The organism is Staphylococcus sp. Mo2-1 (assembly GCF_046721385.1).
Classification (GTDB): domain Bacteria; phylum Bacillota; class Bacilli; order Staphylococcales; family Staphylococcaceae; genus Staphylococcus; species Staphylococcus equorum_A.
In genome coordinates this window covers 26,923-47,265 of sequence record NZ_JBEUUK010000001.1, presented here as the reverse complement: position 1 = coordinate 47,265, position 20,343 = coordinate 26,923, and the positions used below count along the sequence as shown (strand labels likewise).

The 20,343-nt window shown below is 36.9% G+C and carries 11 protein-coding genes, 8 pseudogenes and 1 other annotated feature; all 19 genes and pseudogenes read right to left on the bottom strand.

Features of this window, described 5'->3' with window-relative positions; genetic code table 11:
- Positions 1 to 503: 503 nt before the first annotated feature.
- Positions 504 to 1,692, bottom strand: a pseudogene (gene tuf, locus ABLV95_RS00195) (elongation factor Tu).
- Positions 1,693 to 1,914: 222 nt separating this feature from the next.
- Positions 1,915 to 4,007 (bottom strand): annotated as a pseudogene (fusA, locus tag ABLV95_RS00190) (elongation factor G).
- 119 nt (positions 4,008 to 4,126) lie between these two features.
- Positions 4,127 to 4,597 carry a 30S ribosomal protein S7 gene (gene rpsG, locus ABLV95_RS00185; protein ID WP_002508565.1) on the bottom strand — a complete coding sequence of 157 codons (471 nt, stop codon included), beginning with the start codon at positions 4,595 to 4,597 and terminating at the stop codon, positions 4,127 to 4,129.
- 70 nt (positions 4,598 to 4,667) lie between these two features.
- Positions 4,668 to 5,082 (bottom strand): annotated as a pseudogene (gene rpsL / locus ABLV95_RS00180) (30S ribosomal protein S12).
- Positions 5,083 to 5,177: 95 nt separating this feature from the next.
- The gene (locus ABLV95_RS00175; RefSeq protein WP_002508567.1) at positions 5,178 to 5,432 is read right to left on the bottom strand and encodes a ribosomal L7Ae/L30e/S12e/Gadd45 family protein; all 255 of its coding nucleotides are present in this window, start codon (positions 5,430 to 5,432) and stop codon (positions 5,178 to 5,180) included.
- 159 nt (positions 5,433 to 5,591) lie between these two features.
- Positions 5,592 to 9,189, bottom strand: a pseudogene (rpoC, locus tag ABLV95_RS00170) (DNA-directed RNA polymerase subunit beta').
- 168 nt (positions 9,190 to 9,357) lie between these two features.
- Positions 9,358 to 12,913 (bottom strand): annotated as a pseudogene (rpoB, locus tag ABLV95_RS00165) (DNA-directed RNA polymerase subunit beta).
- 199 nt (positions 12,914 to 13,112) lie between these two features.
- Positions 13,113 to 13,722: pseudogene (locus ABLV95_RS00160) on the bottom strand (class I SAM-dependent methyltransferase).
- 259 nt (positions 13,723 to 13,981) lie between these two features.
- Positions 13,982 to 14,352, bottom strand: a pseudogene (gene rplL / locus ABLV95_RS00155) (50S ribosomal protein L7/L12).
- Between the two features lie 40 nt (positions 14,353 to 14,392).
- Complete coding sequence (rplJ, locus tag ABLV95_RS00150; protein ID WP_460876066.1) at positions 14,393 to 14,902, bottom strand: 50S ribosomal protein L10; 510 nt, start codon at positions 14,900 to 14,902, stop codon at positions 14,393 to 14,395.
- A 62-nt stretch (positions 14,903 to 14,964) separates the two neighbouring features.
- Positions 14,965 to 15,112, bottom strand: a sequence feature (ribosomal protein L10 leader region).
- 85 nt (positions 15,113 to 15,197) lie between these two features.
- Positions 15,198 to 15,893, bottom strand: coding sequence for a 50S ribosomal protein L1 (gene rplA, locus ABLV95_RS00145; RefSeq protein ID WP_460876064.1), 696 nt, complete (start codon positions 15,891 to 15,893; stop codon positions 15,198 to 15,200).
- A gap of 230 nt (positions 15,894 to 16,123) precedes the next feature.
- Positions 16,124 to 16,546: a 50S ribosomal protein L11 gene (gene rplK, locus ABLV95_RS00140; protein ID WP_002508574.1), complete on the bottom strand. Its 423-nt coding sequence runs from the start codon at positions 16,544 to 16,546 to the stop codon at positions 16,124 to 16,126.
- Positions 16,547 to 16,881: 335 nt separating this feature from the next.
- The gene (gene nusG / locus ABLV95_RS00135; RefSeq protein ID WP_002508575.1) at positions 16,882 to 17,430 is read right to left on the bottom strand and encodes a transcription termination/antitermination protein NusG; all 549 of its coding nucleotides are present in this window, start codon (positions 17,428 to 17,430) and stop codon (positions 16,882 to 16,884) included.
- A gap of 14 nt (positions 17,431 to 17,444) precedes the next feature.
- Positions 17,445 to 17,624 carry a preprotein translocase subunit SecE gene (gene secE / locus ABLV95_RS00130; RefSeq protein ID WP_069833287.1) on the bottom strand — a complete coding sequence of 60 codons (180 nt, stop codon included), beginning with the start codon at positions 17,622 to 17,624 and terminating at the stop codon, positions 17,445 to 17,447.
- A 130-nt stretch (positions 17,625 to 17,754) separates the two neighbouring features.
- On the bottom strand, positions 17,755 to 17,898 hold the full coding sequence (rpmG, locus tag ABLV95_RS00125; protein ID WP_002508576.1) for a 50S ribosomal protein L33: 144 nt from the start codon (positions 17,896 to 17,898) through the stop codon (positions 17,755 to 17,757).
- A 137-nt stretch (positions 17,899 to 18,035) separates the two neighbouring features.
- On the bottom strand, positions 18,036 to 18,605 hold the full coding sequence (locus ABLV95_RS00120) for a sigma-70 family RNA polymerase sigma factor (protein ID WP_460876060.1): 570 nt from the start codon (positions 18,603 to 18,605) through the stop codon (positions 18,036 to 18,038).
- 72 nt (positions 18,606 to 18,677) lie between these two features.
- A complete protein-coding gene (locus tag ABLV95_RS00115; RefSeq protein ID WP_069833289.1) occupies positions 18,678 to 19,202 on the bottom strand; it encodes an NYN domain-containing protein in 525 nt (174 codons plus the stop codon).
- Positions 19,199 to 19,949 (bottom strand): annotated as a pseudogene (gene rlmB, locus ABLV95_RS00110) (23S rRNA (guanosine(2251)-2'-O)-methyltransferase RlmB). The gene ABLV95_RS00115 and the pseudogene rlmB overlap by 4 nt, the downstream one beginning before the upstream one ends.
- Positions 19,950 to 19,956: 7 nt before the next feature.
- Positions 19,957 to 20,343: a Mini-ribonuclease 3 gene (locus ABLV95_RS00105; RefSeq protein ID WP_069817716.1), complete on the bottom strand. Its 387-nt coding sequence runs from the start codon at positions 20,341 to 20,343 to the stop codon at positions 19,957 to 19,959.

Below are 20,343 nucleotides of genomic sequence, written 5' to 3'. Positions count from 1 at the left end.
TGCGTGTCAACGCAGGCGTTCCTCTCCCACTTCGTAATTTTATTACGTTAGTGGTTTTTATGCATAAAGACTTACTTTCCAATTCATTTGGATTAGTAAGTCTTACGCATATGCTTCAGCATATGTGATCTACTACAACAGCTCAGACGTCCTATTATTACTTATATGAAATATTGACTATGTAATAACTTTTCTATCTACCTATATAAACAAGCACAATGTCATTTTGGCATTGTGCTTGTTTGTTTTCATTATTATTTTTATTTTCATTAATTCAATTATACTATTTGCTTAAAACTGCAGTTATTTGCTCCCACACCGCGGGAAGACTACAAGATGAAGACTACAAGCTAGAGCGATGTCCGCGTATATAATGATAAAAAGTGCTAAAGACAATTATATTAAGAAGCCCTAATCCCTTGTTGTAATAAGGGCTTCTATATAAAAAAAGAGCCTCCATAAAGGAGGCTCCTAAAATATCTATCAAAGATAGAAATTATTTATTATTTAATAATTGAAGTTACAACGCCTGATCCAACAGTACGTCCACCTTCACGGATAGAGAAACGAGTACCATCTTCGATAGCGATTGGTGAAATCAATTCAACTTGCATTTCAACGTTATCGCCAGGCATAACCATTTCAGTACCTTCTGGTAAAGTAACAACGCCTGTTACGTCAGTAGTACGGAAATAGAATTGCGGACGGTAGTTAGTGAAGAATGGAGTATGACGTCCACCTTCTTCTTTTGATAAAACATAAACGTCTGCTTTGAAGTTAGTATGCGGTGTAATAGTACCAGGCGCGGCTAAAACTTGTCCACGAGAGATGTCATCACGTGATACACCACGTAATAAAGCACCAATGTTGTCGCCAGCTTCAGCGTAGTCTAGTAATTTACGGAACATTTCAACACCTGTAACAGTTGTCTTAGTTGATTCCTCTTGCATACCGATGATTTCAATTTCAGCACCGACTTTGATTTGACCACGTTCAACACGGCCTGTAGCAACAGTACCACGACCAGTGATTGAGAATACGTCCTCAACTGGCATCATGAATGGTTTGTCAGAATCACGTTCTGGTGTTGGGATAAATTCATCAACAGCGTCCATTAATTCTAAAATTTTGTTTTCATATTCTTCAACGCCTTCAAGCGCTTTTAATGCTGAACCGGCGATTACAGGAACATCGTCGCCAGGGAAGTCATATTCGCTTAATAAGTCACGAACTTCCATTTCAACTAATTCTAGTAATTCTTCATCGTCAACCATGTCAACTTTGTTTAAGAATACAACTAATGCTTGGAACACCAACGTTACGTGATAACAAGATATGTTCACGAGTTTGAGGCATTGGACCATCAGCGACAGATACTACTAAGATACCGCCGTCCATTTGAGCAGCACCAGTGATCATGTTTTTCACATAGTCAGCGTGACCTGGGCAGTCAACGTGAGCATAGTGACGTTTTTCAGTTTGGTACTCAATGTGAGAAGTATTAATTGTAATACCACGTTCTTTTTCTTCTGGAGCGTTATCAATCATGTCATATGATTGAGCTACAGCGTCACCATTTTTTGCTAATACAGTTGCAATTGCGGCTGTTAAAGTAGTTTTACCATGGTCAACGTGTCCGATAGTACCAATATTGGCATGGGTTTTTGAGCGGTCGAATTTTTCTTTAGCCATTATAAAATCTCTCCTATTCGTTAGAAAATTAATTTTTAAAATTTATCTCTCATGACAGTTACTCACTGTCACGAGAAGAATATTTGTTACTTGTAATAAAGGACTATATAGTACCTTTATAATGCATTTCAGCTAAAAAATCAATTGATAAAACTGTAAGCTACATAATTAAGCTTTACATGTAATTAACAGCTAGACTGTTATCTTACAAAATAAATTTAATTACTCTGCTGAATTACCACTGTTTTTCTTGATAATTGCTTCAGCAACTGATTTTGGAACTTCTGCATAGTGGTCAAAGTACATAGTATACGTACCGCGACCTTGAGTGTTAGAACGTAATGATGTTGCATAACCGAACATTTCTGAAAGTGGTACAAAAGCGTTAACAACTTGTGCATTACCACGAGGTTCCATACCATCAACACGTCCACGACGAGATGTTACGTCACCCATGATGTCACCCATGTACTCTTCAGGCATTTCGATTGTTACTTTCATCATTGGTTCTAAGATAACTGGATCACATTTTTTAGCAGCTTCTTTAAGCGCTAATGATGCGGCAATTTTGAAGGCCATTTCTGATGAATCGACATCATGGTATGAACCGTCATATAATTTAGCTTTAACATCAATTAAAGGATAACCAGCTAATACACCGTTTTCCATTGAATCTTTAAGTCCTGCTTCAACTGATGGAATGTATTCACGAGGAACTACACCACCAACGATAGCGTTTTCGAATTCAAAACCGCCACCAGTTTCGTTAGGCGCGAATTCAATCTTAACGTCACCATATTGACCACGACCACCAGATTGACGAGCGAATTTACCTTGAACTTGAGCTGATTGCTTAAATGTTTCACGGTATGAAACCATTGGAGCACCAACGTTACATTCAACGTTAAATTCTTTCTTCATACGGTCTACTAAGATATCTAAGTGAAGTTCACCCATACCACCAATGATAACTTGTCCAGTTTCATCGTCTGTGTGTGCATGGAATGTTGGATCTTCTTCTTGTAACTTAACTAAAGCTGTAGTCATCTTGTCTTGGTCAGCTTTAGATTTTGGTTCAACAGATAAGTGAATAACAGGTTCTGGGAAATCCATAGATTCCAAGATAATGTCATTCTTCTCACCACATAAAGTATCACCAGTAGCAGTATCTTTAAGACCTACCGCAGCGAGCGATATCTCCTGAGTATACTGTGTCAAGCTCTTGACGAGAGTTAGCGTGCATTTGTAGTAAACGACCTACACGTTCACGTTTACCTTTCGTAGAGTTCTTAACGTATGAACCAGATGAAAGATGTCCTGAATAAACACGGAAGAATGTTAACTTACCAACATAAGGGTCAGTCATTACTTTGAACGCTAAAGCGGCGAACTCAGCATCGTCATCAGCTTTTGCGATAACTTCTTCTTCTGGCTCATCAGCACGGTGTCCAACAATTGGTTTAACGTCTAATGGTGATGGTAGGTAATCAATTACTGCGTCAAGCAATAACTGAACACCTTTGTTTTTGAACGCTGTACCAACAAGAACTGGATAAAATTCAATATCATTAGTTGCTTGGCGGATAGCATCTTTTAATTCAGCGACACTGATTGCTTCGTCAGCTAAATATTTTTCCATTAATTCATCATTACTTTCAGCTACTGCTTCAATTAATGCTGAACGAGCTTCGTCAGCTCTTTCTTTATGATCCTCAGGAATTTCAATTTCCTCAATTTCAGTTCCTTCGTTATTGTTATATTTGAAACATTTCATTTCAACTAAGTCAATGATTGCTTCAAATTGATCTTCAGCACCAATTGGTAATTGAATTGGTTGTGCATTAGCTTGTAAACGGTCATGAATAGTGCTAACTGCATATTCAAAGTTAGCTCCCATTTTGTCCATTTTGTTTACGAAGACAATACGAGGTACACTATAGTTTGTTGCTTGACGCCAAACTGTTTCAGTTTGCGGCTCAACACCTGATTGTGCATCAAGTACTGTTACTGCGCCATCAAGTACACGTAATGAACGTTCAACTTCAACAGTGAAGTCTACGTGTCCTGGTGTATCGATGATATTTACACGGTGATCAGCCCATTCTGCTGTTGTTGCGGCAGAAGTGATTGTGATACCACGATCTTGTTCCTGTTCCATCCAGTCCATTTGTGAAGCTCCTTCATGAGTTTCACCAATTTTGTGGATACGTCCAGTATAGTAAAGAATACGTTCTGTCGTAGTTGTTTTACCAAGCATCGATGTGAGCCATGATACCGATATTACGAGTTCTGTCTAAACTAAAATCTCTAGCCATGTATTTTTCTCCTTCCAGTATAACTGCGAATAAATACTATAAATATGGCGATGCCCTAAGCACACGCCTTAGATAGTAAACTATCAATGTGGAACATGCTCAGGGATAAAGCTACTATCCTACCAACGATAGTGAGCGAAGGCTTTGTTAGCTTCAGCCATTTTGTGAGTGTCTTCACGTTTCTTAACTGCGCCACCTGTATTGTTGGCTGCATCTAAGATTTCGTTAGCTAAACGCTCTTCCATAGTTTTTTCACCACGGTGACGCGAATAATTAACTAACCAACGAAGTCCTAAAGTCGTACGACGTTCTGGACGAACTTCAACTGGTACTTGATAGTTAGAACCACCTACACGGCGAGCTTTAACTTCTAATACTGGCATGATGTTGTCGATAGCTTCATCGAAAACTTCAACAGCTTCACGACCACTACGTTCTTGAACTAAGTCGAAAGCAGAATAAAGAATTCTTTGAGCTGTCCCACGTTTACCATCTAACATGATTTTGTTGATTAATTTTGTAACTAATTTTGAATTGTGGATTGGATCCGGTAATACGTCTCTTTTTGGTACTGATCCTTTACGAGGCATAATGTAAATCCTCCCTTCCTATTATAGTATAATTTTTAATTTTATAGCGAAAATTTACGCAATCTTAAACTTATTTTTTAGGTTTTTTAGCTCCGTATTTTGAACGACTCTTTCTACGTCCATCTACGCCTGAAGTATCAAGCGCACCACGTACAACGTGATAACGTACACCAGGTAAATCTTTTACACGTCCACCACGTACAAGTACAACACTGTGTTCTTGTAAGTTATGTCCGATACCAGGGATATACGCATTAATTTCGATACTGTTTGACAAACGTACACGGGCATATTTACGTAACGCGGAGTTAGGTTTTTTAGGAGCCATAGTACCTACACGAGTACAAACACCACGTTTTTGTGGAGAGTTTAAACTAGTGTATTTTTTCTTTTTGCTGTTAAAGTTTCTGTTCAAAGTCTGGTGAACCGTATGTTTTCGATTTGCTTTGTCTAGGTTTGCGTACCAATTGATTAATAGTTGGCATTGAATGTTTCCTCCTCTCATCATTTATAATCCCACACATCCAGGTGGTTCATTTCAAGGGCAAATAAAATTTAGTAAGAATAATTCTTACTAATCTCATTTTAATAACGCAACAATTGTTGCATTAACGTTAATACCTACATATTCTCCTAAAGCTTGTTTGCTTTTGAAAAATGAAACAGGTATCTGTTTATGATTGATTTGACTTAACACGCGAGTCAGTAAATGAACTTCAACGTCTTCAGCAATAATCAATGATGTAACTTGGTTCTTATCCAAAGCCTTAAGCGTTTGTTTAAGTCCAATAACATGATGTTGTTTGTTAAAGCGTGCAACTTTTTCATTAGACATTAAAATATCCTCCAAAGTTCTGCTTGCATCAACCTTAATAATAATAACATCTTAGCTACTGTTGAGTCAACTTTAAATACGATAAATTCTTCAAAAAACATAAAAAACAAGTGACCGAAATATAATATCTCGATCACCTTGTTTATTTAGTAAAAAGAATTACATCTTAGTTGTCTCTGATTCTTCTGTAACTTCTTTATTTGGTGCAACTGTGTCGTATTTAACATCTCTGTAACGTCTCATACCAGTACCAGCTGGAATTAATTTACCGATGATAACATTCTCTTTAAGACCAAGTAAGTTATCACGTTTACCTTTAATTGCGAGCATCTGTAAGTACACGTGTTGTTTCTTGGAACGAAGCTGCTGATAAGAAGCTTTCTGTTTCAAGAGACGCTTTCGTAATACCTAGTAAGACTGGTTTAGCTGTTGTTGGACGTTTACGTTCTTTAAATGCGTCACGGTTTGCATCAGTAAAGCTATGAATATCTACTAATGAACCTGGAAGTAATTTAGTATCTCCGGCTTCGATAATGCGTACTTTACGTAGCATTTGTCTAACCATAACTTCAACGTGTTTATCATCAATTTCCACACCTTGCATACGGTAAACTTTTTGAACTTCTTTTAATAGATAACTTTCTGTTGCATTTAAACCTGATACAGATAAGTAGTTCTTAGGCTCGATTGAACCTTCAGTTAGAACTTCACCACGTTCAACGCCTTGACCAACTTCAACTTTCAATCTTGAAGTACCTGAAGCTAAATATGATTTAGATTCGTTAGCACCTTTAATAACGATTTCTTGTTGACGGTCTTTCGCAATCTTGATGTCATCAACGACACCTTCGATTTCTGTAATCACGGCTTGACCTTTAGGATTACGTGCTTCGAAGATCTCTTGAATACGTGGAAGACCTTGCGTGATGTCACTACCTGCTACCCCACCTGTATGGAATGTACGCATTGTAAGCTGTGTACCTGGTTCACCAATTGATTGTGCGGCAATTGTACCAACTGCTTCACCAACTTCAACTTTTTCACCGGTAGCAAGGTTTTTACCGTAACATTTTTCACAAACACCATGACGTGTATTACATGTAAATGCTGAACGTATATACATTGATTCAATACCAGCGTCTGTAATTTGTTTAGCAATGTCTGCAGTAACTAATTGATCTGGTTGTACAATTACTTCATCAGTCTCTGGATGACGGACAGTTTCTTTAGAATAACGTCCTTCAATACGTTCGATGAATGGTTCGATCATTTCTGTACCTTCTTTGATATCAGAAACAAGTAGACCACGGTCAGTGCCACAATCTTCATCACGAACAATAACATCTTGAGCAACGTCAACAAGACGACGAGTAAGGTAACCTGAATCGGCTGTTTTAAGTGCTGTATCGGCAAGACCTTTACGCGCACCATGGGTAGAGATAAAGTACTCTAATACTGTTAAACCTTCACGGAATGAAGAAGTGATCGGTAATTCAATAATCTTACCTGATGGTGCGACCATAAGTCCACGCATACCTGCTAACTGTGTAAAGTTAGATGCGTTACCACGGGCACCAGAGTCACTCATCATAAAGATTGGGTTTGTTTTATCAAGTGAGCCCATTAATTTTTTCTGAATTTGGTCTTTTGCGTCAGTCCAAATTTCAACAACTGCGTTATAACGTTCAAATTCAGTGATTAAACCACGGTTAAATTGTTTAGTAATTCTCTCAACTAATTTTTCGTGTTCATCTAAAATTTCTTGCTTATCTGGTAATACTACGATATCAGATACACCAACAGTGATCCCTGCTTTAGTTGAAAACTTGAATCCTAAGTCTTTCATTCTGTCTAACATCATAGACGTATCTGTGATGCTGAAACGATTGAAGACTTCTGCAATAATATTTCCTAAGAAATTCTTATTGAATGGTTCAATTAATTCTTGATTATCGAAGTATTCTTTTAATCCGCCTTCTCCTAATTCAGTAGCAGATATGAAATATCTAGTCGGTGTTTTATTTTCTAAATTAGTTTGTGTTGGTTCATTAATATATGCAAATGAATCTGGAATGATTTCATTGAATATAACTTTACCAACTGAAGTTAACAAGAGTTTTTGGTTTTGTTCTTCAGTAAATGTTGGATTATTAAATGATTTAGCATGCACACCAATACGTGAATGTAAGTGTACGTAGCCATTAGCATAAGCTTTTAATACTTCATTTGTATCATTGAAAATCGCACCAGTATTCACTGATTCTTTACGCTCTAAAGTTAAGTAATAGTTACCTAGCACCATATCTTGTGAAGGTGTTACAACTGGTTTACCATCTTTAGGGTTTAAGATATTTTGTGTCGCAAGCATTAACATACGTGCTTCTGCTTGAGCTTCTTTAGATAATGGTACGTGAACAGCCATTTGGTCACCATCAAAGTCAGCGTTGTAAGCTGTTGTAGCAAGTGGATGTAGACGAATTGCACGACCTTCAACTAATGTAGGTTCAAATGCTTGAATACCTAATCTGTGAAGTGTTGGTGCACGGTTTAAAAGTACTGGGTGTTCTTTGATAACATCTTCCAATACGTCCCAAACTTCATCATCCATGCGTTCAATCTTACTTTTCGCATTTTTAATGTTTGTAGCAATTTCACGTTGAACTAATTCTTTCATGATGAAAGGTTTGAACAATTCTAATGCCATCTCTTTAGGTAGTCCACATTGATACATTTTCAAGCTAGGTCCAACTGCAATAACTGAACGACCTGAATAGTCAACACGTTTACCTAATAAGTTTTGACGGAAACGTCCTTGTTTACCTTTTAACATATGAGAAAGAGATTTTAATGGGCGGTTACCTGGTCCAGTAACTGGACGGCCACGACGACCATTATCGATAAGTGCATCAACAGCTTCTTGTAACATACGTTTTTCGTTTTGGACGATGATGCCTGGAGCACCTAAGTCTAATAAACGTTTCAAACGGTTGTTACGGTTGATAACACGACGATACAAATCATTAAGATCACTTGTAGCAAAACGTCCACCATCTAATTGAACCATTGGTCTGATTTCTGGTGGAATAATTGGAAGTACGTCTAACACCATCCATGCTGGATTATTACCAGAATGTCTGAATGATTCAACTACTTCTAAACGTTTAATTGCACGTGTAAGTCTTTGACCTGTTGCTGATTCTAACTCATCTCTTAGTTGTTTGAGTTCAGCGTCTAAGTCGATTTCTTGTAGTAATTCTTTGATACCTTCAGCACCCATCTTGGCGTTGAATTTACCTGGGAATTTATCATAGTAATCTCTGAATTCTGCTTCAGATAATAATGTCTTTTGCTCTAAACCAGTTGGACCTGGATTAACAACAACATAAGAAGCGAAGTAAATAACTTCTTCTAACGCTCTTGGTGACATATCTAATAAAAGACCCATACGACTTGGAATACCTTTGAAGTACCAAATGTGTGATACAGGCGCGACTAATTCAATATGGCCCATTCTTTCACGGCGCACTTTTGACTTAGTTACTTCTACTCCACATCTGTCACAAACCATACCTTTATAACGTACACGTTTGTATTTACCACAACTACATTCCCAGTCTTTCGAAGGTCCAAATATTCTCTCACAGAATAGACCATCTTTTTCTGGTTTTAAAGTACGATAGTTAATTGTTTCTGGCTTTTTAACCTCACCAAAAGACCATGAACGGATTTTTTCGGGTGAAGCAAGTCCTATTTTCATATAATGGAAATTATTTACATCAATCAAGGAGCCTACCTCCTTCAATTTAGATTAGCTGTGCAAATTGATTGATTGCTCTATATCAATAATGGAATAACCAAGATTAAGGCAAATACAAACATGTATTGTACCTTAACTTGGTGTATTCTTTTATAAACTTAAATGCAATTAGTCTGTAATTTCTTTCTGTGATTGTGGCGCTTCTTTTTGTTGAAGATCCACTTTACGTTCAACGACATCATCATCTTCAGTGTCTTGCATGTCAATTTCATTGTCATGCTCGTCCATAATCTTAACGTCTAACCCTAAACTTTGTAATTCTTTCATCAATACTCTGAATGATTCAGGAACACCTGGTTTAGTGATGTTTTCACCTTTAACAATAGCTTCATATGTTTTCACACGACCTACTGTATCATCGGATTTGTAAGTTAAGATTTCTTGAAGTGTATATGCGAGCACCGTATGCTTCAAGTGCCCATACTTCCATCTCACCGAAACGTTGTCCACCAAATTGTGCTTTACCACCAAGTGGTTGTTGCGTAACAAGTGAGTAAGGTCCAGTTGAACGTGCGTGTAATTTATCGTCAACCATGTGAGCAAGTTTCAGCATGTACATTACACCAACTGAAATTCTGTTATCAAATGGTTCACCTGTACGTCCGTCATATAATACCGTCTTACCGTCACGAGCCATACCAGCTTCTTCAATTGTTGACCATACATCGTCATCACTCGCACCATCAAATACTGGTGAAGCAACGTGAATACCTAAGTTTTTAGCAGCCATACCTAAGTGTAGCTCTAATACTTGTCCGATATTCATACGTGATGGAACACCAAGTGGGTTCAACATGATATCGATTGGCGTACCGTCTGGTAAATAAGGCATATCTTCTTCAGGAACAAGTTTAGAAATTACACCCTTGTTACCATGACGACCACACATTTTGTCACCAACGTGTATTTTACGTTTTTGAACGATATAAACACGAACTAATTGGTTAACACCTGGAGATAATGTGTCGTCTCCTTCTTCACGGTTAAAGACTTTAACATCTAGAACAATACCACCTGCACCATGAGGTACGCGTAATGATGTATCGCGAACTTCACGTGCTTTTTCACCGAAGATTGCATGTAGTAAACGTTCTTCTGCAGTTAATTCTGTTACACCTTTAGGCGTTACTTTACCGACTAAGATGTCACCATCATTAACTTCAGCACCTACGTATACAATACCGCGGTCATCTAAGTTTTTAAGTGCACTATCTGAAACGTTAGGAATATCACGAGTGATTTCTTCAGGTCCTAGTTTTGTATCACGTGCTTCAGATTCATACTCTTCAATATGAATAGAAGTGTATACGTCATCTTTAACTAGACGTTCACTCATGATTACAGCATCCTCATAGTTATAACCGTCCCAAGTCATGAAACCTACAACTAAGTTTCTACCTAATGCCATTTCACCAAGTTCCATTGAAGGACCGTCAGCTAAAATTTCGCCTTTAGTCACTACATCGCCAGTAGCAATGATAGGTCTTTGGTTATAACATGTACCAGTATTTGAACGTTTGAATTTTGATAATGGATAGCGATCTAATTCGCCTTCATATTCTTGGCCATCTTCTTCGATAAGTCGACGTACAAGAATTTCATTAGATTCAACGTGTTCAACACGGCCTTTATGTTTTGCAACAATTGCCGCACCAGAGTCACGTGCTGCCACGTGCTCCATACCAGTACCTACAAATGGTGATTCAGGATTCATCAATGGCACTGCTTGACGTTGCATGTTTGCACCCATCAATGCACGGTTAGAGTCATCATTTTCTAAGAAAGGAATACATGCTGTCGCGAGCAGAAACAACTTGCTTAGGTGAAACATCCATGTAATCCATTTTTTCTTTAGCCATAACTGTGTTATTACCACGGAAACGACAAACAACTTCGTCTTCTACGAAACGACCATTTTCATCTAATACAGAGTTTGCTTGAGCTACTACATAGCTGTCTTCTTCGTCAGCAGTTAAGTAGTCAATTTGATCTGTGATTGAATGTGTTTCAAGATCTACTTTACGGTAAGGTGTTTCAATGAAACCAAATTCATTCACACGCGCGTAACTAGAAAGTGAGTTGATAAGTCCGATATTCGGACCCTCTGGTGTTTCGATTGGACACATACGACCATAGTGAGAATAATGAACGTCACGTACTTCCATTTGAGCACGTTCACGTGTTAAACCGCCGGGTCCTAATGCTGATAAACGACGTTTATGTGTTAACTCAGCTAATGGATTGGCTTGGTCCATGAATTGTGATAATTGAGAACTACCAAAGAATTCTTTAATAGATGCAATAACAGGACGAATATTGATTAGTTGTTGAGGCGTAACAGAATCAGTGTCTTGGATAGACATTCTTTCACGTACAACACGTTCCATTCTTGATAAACCAATACGGAATTGATTTTGTAATAGTTCCCCTACTGAACGTAGACGACGATTACCTAAATGGTCAATATCATCTGTAAAGCCAATACCACTTAATAAGTTAAAGAAGTATGACATTGATGCAATAATATCTGCTTGGTGTAATACATTTCACTTCTGAATCAGGGAAAGCATTACCAATCACGGTAGTTGTACGTCCTTCTTCATCGTTCGGTACGTAAACTTTGATTGATTGAATCTCAACAGGTTCATCAATAACAGTACCTTCTAATTCAAAGACTTCACTATTTGCATTTGCTTCTAGTACATCCATAACTTCATCTAAATTACGACGATCTAAGACTGTACCTTCTTCAGCTACAATTTCACCTGTTTCAGTATTAACAATTGGTTCAGCTAATTTCTGATTGAATAAACGGTGTTTCAAGTGAAGTTTTTTATTCGCTTTGTAACGACCTACACTAGCTAAGTCATAGCGTTTCGGATCAAAGAAACGAGAATATAATAAGCTCTTAGCATTTTCAACTGTAGGCGGTTCGCCAGGGCGTAAGCGCTCATAAATTTCTAATAATGCTTGATCAGTATTTTCAGTACCATCTTTTTCTAAAGTATTACGTAGGTACTCGTTTTCACCTAAAAGATCAACGATTTCTTGATCAGTTGAGAAACCTAAAGCACGTAATAATACTGTTAATGGTAATTTTCTTGTTCTATCAATACGTACATAAACAACATCTTTCGCATCAGTTTCATATTCTAACCATGCACCACGGTTAGGAATAATTGTTGCATCGAAGTTTGTACGACCATTTTTATCTAGTTTTTCATTGAAGTATACGGATGGTGAACGAACTAATTGTGAAACGATTACACGTTCAAGCACCATTTATTACGAATGTACCTGTATCTGTCATTAATGGGAAATCGCCCATAAATACTTCTTGCTCTTTCACTTCGCCAGTTTCTTTGATGATTAGACGTACTTTTACACGTAGAGGTGCAGAATACGTTGTATCACGGTTTTTTGATTCTTCTAAATCATATTTCGGTTCTCCGAGTCTATAATCTACAAACTCTAAAGAAAGATTGCCTGTGAAATCTTCAATCGGAGAAATGTCTCTAAACATTTCTAATAAACCTTCTTCTAAGAACCACTCGTAAGACTCAGTCTGAATCTCAATTAAATTCGGTAATTCTAATACCTCTGAAATTCTCGCATAGTTTCTACGTTTACGATGTCTTCCATATTGGACAAATTGACCTGCCAAACAGATTCACCCCTCAAAAATTGCGTGTTTACTTTTACTAAATGAGCCAATATAATGAGATAAAAAGAAAACGGTAGCATACCAAATGACACCATTTTCCATTTTACCTCACATACATTGTTCATTTACACGTAAAAGTACACACTTATTGAACATAAATTTTTACATTCTATTACTATATCAGATTGATACTTTTAAATCAAGCTTTCGTGCTTCTTAAAATGTAGTAACCTTTGTCTTTTGCTAAGACTTCTACATTGTTAAAAGTGTCTTGTATTTTTTGCTTTGCTCGATGGCATGCCCTGCTTTTTTTGAATTACGACATAAAGCGCGCCACCTTGCTTTAATACCTTATATGCGTCTTCTAAAATGCTGTGAACGACTTTTTTTCCTGCTCTAATCGGTGGATTAGTCAGCATAAAATCATAAGCGTCAGCGTCTACCTGTGATAAACCATCACTTTCTTTGATTTCCACATTGTCTATACGGTTCTTTTTTCTGTTTTTTCTTGATAATGATAGTGCACGTTGATTAACATCAACCATCGTCACTTCATGATGCGGGGAAGTTTTTGCAATCATTAAACCGATAGGGCCATAACCACAACCAACATCCAAGATGCGTTTAGTAGGGCCAGGAGGATATGCTTTCAAAAAAGTTTTCACTAATAAATCGGAACCAAAGTCAATCTTCCCTTTTGAAAAGACGCCCGAATCCGTTACTAGCTCTAATTTACAGTTATCGTAGGAGTACGTAAAAAGCAACTCATCACTTTCTACTTCAGGATTTTCATCATAATAATGACTCATGACTACACCTCTTTTAATCTAATTATCCTTAGATTAATACTATACCCATTTCATAGGTCGCATCATGGTCTAGCCACTGTGCAAACCATAGATATAGATCAAATAAGATAAAACCCCGTTATACTAATAACGGGGTTTTCATTTCTCAAAGATTTCAGATAAAATACATTTCACTTAAAATCAGCGTACCGAAGTAGCGATGTATTAAGCTGCTTGTATCATCTTCAATATATAATTATTAACTGTTAGACAGCAAAAATTATTTGATTTCTACTGTAGCGCCGGCTTCTTCTAAAGTTGCTTTAAGTTCTTCAGCGTCTTCTTTAGCTAGTCCTTCTTTGATTACTTTAGGAGCATCGTCAACTAAACCTTTAGCGTCTTTTAATCCAAGACCAGTTGCTTCTTTAACTGCTTTAACAACTTTGATTTTAGATGATCCAGCTGAAGTTAATTCAACGTTGAATTCAGTTTGTTCAGCTTCAGCGTCGCCGCCACCTGCTGCGCCTCGCTGTCGCTACTGGAGCTCGCTGCAGTTACACCAAATTCTTCTTCAATTGCTTTTACTAAGTCGTTTAATTCTAAAACTGACATTTCTTTGATTGCTTCAATGATTTGTTCTTGATTAGCCATTTTAATATTCCTCCATTAATTGTTATTAGTTTATGCGCAATTATTCAGCGCTTTCTTCTTTTCCTTCTTTTTCTTCTCCAATTGCTTTAACCGCATAAGCGAAGTTGCGTACTGGAGCTTGTAATACTGATAAAAGCATAGAAACAAGACCGTCGTGTGATGGTAATGTACCAACAGTGTTAACTTGTTCTGCTGAGATAACATTGCCTTCCATAACACCTGTTTTAACTTCTAATGCTTTATGTTCTTTAGCGAATCCCGCGATAACTTTCGGCGGAGCAACTACATCTTCAGTTGAAGTTGCGATTGCAGTAGGACCTACTAAGAATTCATTTAAACCGTCAATACCAGCTTGTTCAGCCGCACGGCGAACCATAGTGTTTTTGTAAACTTTATACTCAACACCAGCTTCACGTAATTGCGAACGTAATTCAGTTACTTCAGCAACAGTTAGACCACGATAGTCAACGATAACTGTAGATACTGAGTTTTTAAGTTGTTCTGCAATGATATCAACTTGTTGTTGTTTTGCATCGATGATAGCAGACATTTAGACACCTCCATAGATTTAGTTTGGTGCTTTTTATCTTGAGTCACTGTCCTTACAAACATTACTCAATAAAAAAAGCACTTTCTACCCGTGGCAAAAAGTGCTTGAAAGATCTAAATTCTTCACGTTCAAGTCAATTTTAGCCTCGGCAGGATATAATTTTAAGTTATCACTAACTCCTACTGTCTTAGGTAAAATAATACATTAACCAATATAACTGGTTTCATGTGTTATGTCAATATTTATTTGAGGCTGAAAGCAATACTTTCAACCTCAAAATATTTTATGTTAATAATTATAGTTTAAAGCCTGATGTGTCAACTTTAACTCCAGGACCCATTGTTGTAGTTACAGCAACAGATTTGAAGTAAGTACCTTTAGCTGATGCAGGTTTTAATTTAGTTAAAACGTCTTGTAAAGTTCTGAAGTTTTCAACTAATTTTTCAGTATCAAATGATGTTTTACCAATTGATGCATGAACGATACCTGATTTTTCAGCACGGTATTCAACTTTACCAGCTTTGATTTCTTCAACTGCTTTAGTAACATCCATAGTTACTGTTCCAGTTTTAGGGTTTGGCATTAAACCTTTAGGTCCTAATACGCGACCAAGTTTACCAACTTCGCCCATCATGTCTGGTGTAGCTACTACTACGTCGAAGTCGAACCAACCTTGTTGGATTTTTTCTACGTATTCACCTTCACCAACGAAATCAGCACCTGTCGCTTCTGCTTCAGCTGCTTTTTCGCCTTTTGCGAATACTAATACACTTTGTGATTTACCAGTACCGTTTGGAAGCACTACTGCTCCACGGATTTGTTGATCATTTTTACGTGTATCAATACCTAAACGGAATGCTACTTCAACTGATGCGTCAAAGTTAGCAATGTTTGTTTCTTTAGCTAATGCAATCGCTTCTTCAACACTGTAGTGTTTTTCACGATCGATTTTGCTAGCTACTTCTTGATATCTTTTGCTTTTTTTAGCCATTTCATGTTCCTCCTTCAGTGGTTTTAGCGGAATTCCCTCCCACATTTACTTGTTTTCACAAGTTAAGAGCAGATAACAGAGAGGTTTAATTGTATTTTATCGTTGGAATGAACTTCCTTAATAAATGACATTTATTCCTCATATTACGACAATATTGAATGCTGTCATCATGTTTGTCTTTTCTGTCATCTGCTTCTATCGTCAATCTATGTTTTCATTACTCATTTTAATTATTGAACTGTAATACCCATACTACGAGCAGTACCTTCGATAATACGCATAGCTGCTTCTTCGTCTGCGGCGTTTAAATCTTGCATTTTTTGGTTTGCAATTTCACGTACTTGATCTTTAGTTACTGTTGCTACTTTGTTTTTATTAGGTTCGCCTGAACCTTTTTCAACGCCAGCAGCTTTTTTAAGTAGTACTGGAGCCGGTGGTGTTTTTGTAATAAATGTAAATGAACGATCTTCATAAACACTAATTTCTACCGGTATGATTAAACCTACGTCTTCTTGTGTACGTGCGTTGAATTCCTTACAGAATCCCATAATATTCACACCTGCTTGACCTAATGCCGGACCAACTGGTGGTGCTGGATTTGCTTTACCTGCAGGAATTTGTAATTTAACTACTTTTTCTACTTTTTTAGCCACGATGTGCACCTCCTTGATATCGTGATGTGGTCACAGGACTCAGTTTTGTCCTCCCACTCTTCTACATTTCGTGACGAAATGAACGCTCTATGAGCGCGACCACAGTATTATACCATTAACCCGTTTGATTACGCAATGGTAAAGTGTAACTTTTTTAAACAACATCTTATCACTTTAGTGATTAGATGTTGTTATGCATGAGCTTCAGCTCAGGTAATCCTTTTACTAAACCTTATCAATTTCATTGATTAGGTCTTCTTATGCATGTAAAGTGGCTCTTCTCGCTTTAGCGGGATTAGTGCCACTTATGCAAGTGCCTTAGCACTTGTAATCATTTATAGTTTTTCAACTTGATCAAATTCTACTTCTACTGGTGTTTCTCTACCAAACATGTCTACAAGAACAGTAAGTTTGAATTTATCAGCCTCAATTTCTTGAACTTCGCCAACTTGATTAGCAAATGGACCTGATTTAACTCTCACTTGTTCACCTAAATCCAATTGAACATCAATTGTTTTCTCTTTCATGCCCATTTGTTTAAGGATGAAACGTGCTTCATCTGGAAGTAATGGGTTAGGTTTAGATCCAGAACCAGCTGAACCAACAAATCCTGTTACACCAGGTGTATTTCTCACGATATACCATGATTCATCAGTCATCACTAATTCAACTAATACATAACCAGGGAATGTTTTTTTAGTTAATGTTTTGGCTTTACCATCTTTAACTTGTGTTTCTTCCTCTTCCGGTATAACAACTCTGAATATTTTTTCTGTCATATTCATAGATTCAACACGTTTTTCTAAATTCTTTTTAACTTTATTCTCATAACCAGAATAAGTATGCACAGCATACCAACGCTTTGCGTCAACTTCTTCAGACATGTCGTCACTCCTATCTATTTAATTAACTCTATAATTCTACCAATTCCTAAGTCTAAGGCATAGAAGAACACTAAGAAAAATACTACTGTACCTACAACAATGACTGTGTACTTAAATAATTCTTCTTTCGTCGGCCAACTTGTCTTTTCCATTTCTGATTTTACGCCTTGGAAGAAATTTTCTTTTTTAGCCATTAACAAGACCTCCGTATTATTTCGTTATTCCTTATTTGCTTATTCCATACAACAAATCAAGCAAATACAATACTCTCAACTTAGTTGGAAAGATATATTCACTCAACTGATTACTTAATATGTCATCTTATTATTTTGATTCCTTGTGCATCGTATGTGCATTACATCTCGGACAATGTTTTTTTAATGTCATTCTAGATGTAAGGTTACTTTGTTTCGGAACATTATAATTTCTACTGCCGCAGACTTCACAATTCAGTGGTACTTTTTTCATTAGACTTCACCTTACTCATTATAATACCAATCTACTATACAGAACTACTGAGTCAATTGTCAATTATCAACAATCCACTCAATCATGCTATTTTCGTGATACTGGCACGAGATATAGCTTGGTTTCAATACATATTTTCAATTTTCCAAACAACGTCTTATCTTTATTTTACAACGATGTATGGCATTGTAAACTACTTTGATGTTTAAATTTAAAATTTGTGCAATTTCCTGTGGTTTATAGTCTATTAAAATATAACTTATAATGCGTTGTTCTAAATCGGTCAGCCTTTTCAAGCACTGTTTTAATTGCGAAGATATTTCCCGTGCAATGATGTATCTGTCTATAGGTTGTTCAGATTTCGAATTATTATAAGCAACTATAAATTCATTCACAAGCATTTTCTGACGGCGTTGTGTATACATTTTTTTGCGTATATAATCATTTCTAACATTTTTTATAACGCAATTGACATAATGTTCTAAAGGCGTAGCTTCTGTAAAATCAAAACGGCTTAACACACCATACAATTTCAAAAGTACTTCTTGGCACAAATCTTCTTTGTCACTCGGATGAACTGAAAAATGATTTAATCTTTTATTAATCAATGGTGTGATTTCATCAATAATTTGCTCTACATCAGTTTCACTTTGTAATCGTCGCTTCGAATAGGTTGTACATTCATTGCTGTAAATTCTATCAAACATGTCCATTATCCTTTCCTTAAAGTAAGGATAGGATACAGAGTTTGCTATAAAAAAATCAAGAGTACGAAATAGTTATTTGTGATTATCTCCACGTCTTAATTTTTCAAATTCTTTAAGAATTTCATGAGAGAGCTCGATTCGTGTTCGTGGCTTTTGTTCGTTGAAGCCATCGAGCTTTTTAGATACAGAAACTTCATTCTCTCTTAAGTCTCTCCACATCTCTCTTGAAGAAATACGATAAGCTCCGGCACCGAATATTGCATGTTGTTCACTCATATCACTCGTAACAACCGTAATATGTCTTGTGTGTTTCTCATATAAATCATAGACGTAACGTTCTATATAACTGTCTGCCGTTTCTTTTTCTTTTGTGAATATCGTTTTAACCCCGTGGTACATATATTCTGAAGGTGGGCCGGATTGTTCATAAGCATCAAAAACGCAGACGACTTCATCAGCTATTACAGCATTGTAATTCGCTATAGCTGTAAGTAATTGATCGCGTGCTTCCTCGAGATTGTCCTTTGCTATACGACTTAAGTCCTGCGATTGTCCTATCATATTATAACCATCAATGATTAAATAACGATCCTTCATCTCTTATCTCCAATCTGATGACGTTTGCGGTAAACCTCATACATCATCAGACTTGCCGCTACAGACGCATTCAAACTATTAACATGACCGACCATAGGAATATTGATATAGAAGTCACATTTATCTTTTACTAAACGGCTCATACCTTGTCCTTCGCTTCCAATCACAATCGCTAAAGGCATAGCCGCATCCATTTCCCTATAATCCGTTGAATTCTCCGCTTCAGTACCAACAACCCAATAACCATTGTCTTTTAAAGCATCAATCGTATTCGCTAAGTTCGTCACACGAATCACAGGTATGTGCTCTATTGCACCTGTAGAGGCTTTAGCTACCGTTTGTGTTAATGCAACTGAACGTCTCTTAGGAATGATAACTGCATCCACACCTGAGGCATCAGCTGTTCTTAAAATCGATCCTAAATTATGTGGGTCTTCTAAACCATCTAGTATAAGTACTGTAGATAATTTGTCTTGTGCTTTTTGCTTAACCAAAAATTCGTCGAAATCAGCATATTCATATGGTGCAATATATGCTCGCAATCCCTTGATGAGGTGACTCTGACAATCCGTCTATTTTAGATTTCGGCACTGTTTGTACAATGATTTTTTGACTATTTGCCTTTTTTAAAATTTCATTTATTTGACCTTTTTTGATAGTATCTTGAATTAAAATCTTATTAATTGTATGTCCTGAGACAATCGCTTCTTTTACTGCATGGCGACCGACTATAACTATCTCTTCCACAGTACCACTACCTTTCATCTACATTTTTCACGATACATTCTAACAATGATGTTAAACGTTCATGTTCTTTTTCCAGGTATAAAAAGCCAATGATGGCTTCTAGCCCTGAACTTTTACGATACGTTTGTATATCTGTATTCTTCGCTTTAGTATAACTTTTAGCATTTCTACCACGACGAACAATATCTTGTTCACTTTCAGTAAACCAATTGTTTTCCATTAAAAACTCAAGTGTTTCTGCCTGACTCTTAGCAGATACATAGCGTTTTGCTTCTTGGTGTAACCGGTTAGGTTTAGCTTTCAATTTCAACACGATATATGCTCTTACGTGTTGATCTAAAACAGCATCGCCCATATATGCCAATGTCAAAGGATTCAATAATTTATTATCCAT

Coding starts and splice junctions, on each gene's coding strand:
- rpsG (WP_002508565.1), bottom strand. CDS start 4,597: ATGCCTCGTAAAGGATCAGTACCAAAAAGAGACGTATTACCGGATCCA.
- ABLV95_RS00175 (WP_002508567.1), bottom strand. CDS start 5,432: ATGTCTAATGAAAAAGTTGCACGCTTTAACAAACAACATCATGTTATT.
- rplJ (WP_460876066.1), bottom strand. CDS start 14,902: ATGTCTGCTATCATCGATGCAAAACAACAACAAGTTGATATCATTGCA.
- rplA (WP_460876064.1), bottom strand. CDS start 15,893: ATGGCTAAAAAAAGCAAAAGATATCAAGAAGTAGCTAGCAAAATCGAT.
- nusG (WP_002508575.1), bottom strand. CDS start 17,430: ATGTCTGAAGAAGTTGACGCAAAGCGTTGGTATGCTGTGCATACTTAT.
- secE (WP_069833287.1), bottom strand. CDS start 17,624: ATGGCTAAAAAAGAAAATTTCTTCCAAGGCGTAAAATCAGAAATGGAA.
- rpmG (WP_002508576.1), bottom strand. CDS start 17,898: ATGAAAAAAGTACCACTGAATTGTGAAGTCTGCGGCAGTAGAAATTAT.
- ABLV95_RS00120 (WP_460876060.1), bottom strand. CDS start 18,605: ATGTTTGATAGAATTTACAGCAATGAATGTACAACCTATTCGAAGCGA.
- ABLV95_RS00115 (WP_069833289.1), bottom strand. CDS start 19,202: ATGAAGGATCGTTATTTAATCATTGATGGTTATAATATGATAGGACAA.
- ABLV95_RS00105 (WP_069817716.1), bottom strand. CDS start 20,343: ATGGATAATAAATTATTGAATCCTTTGACATTGGCATATATGGGCGAT.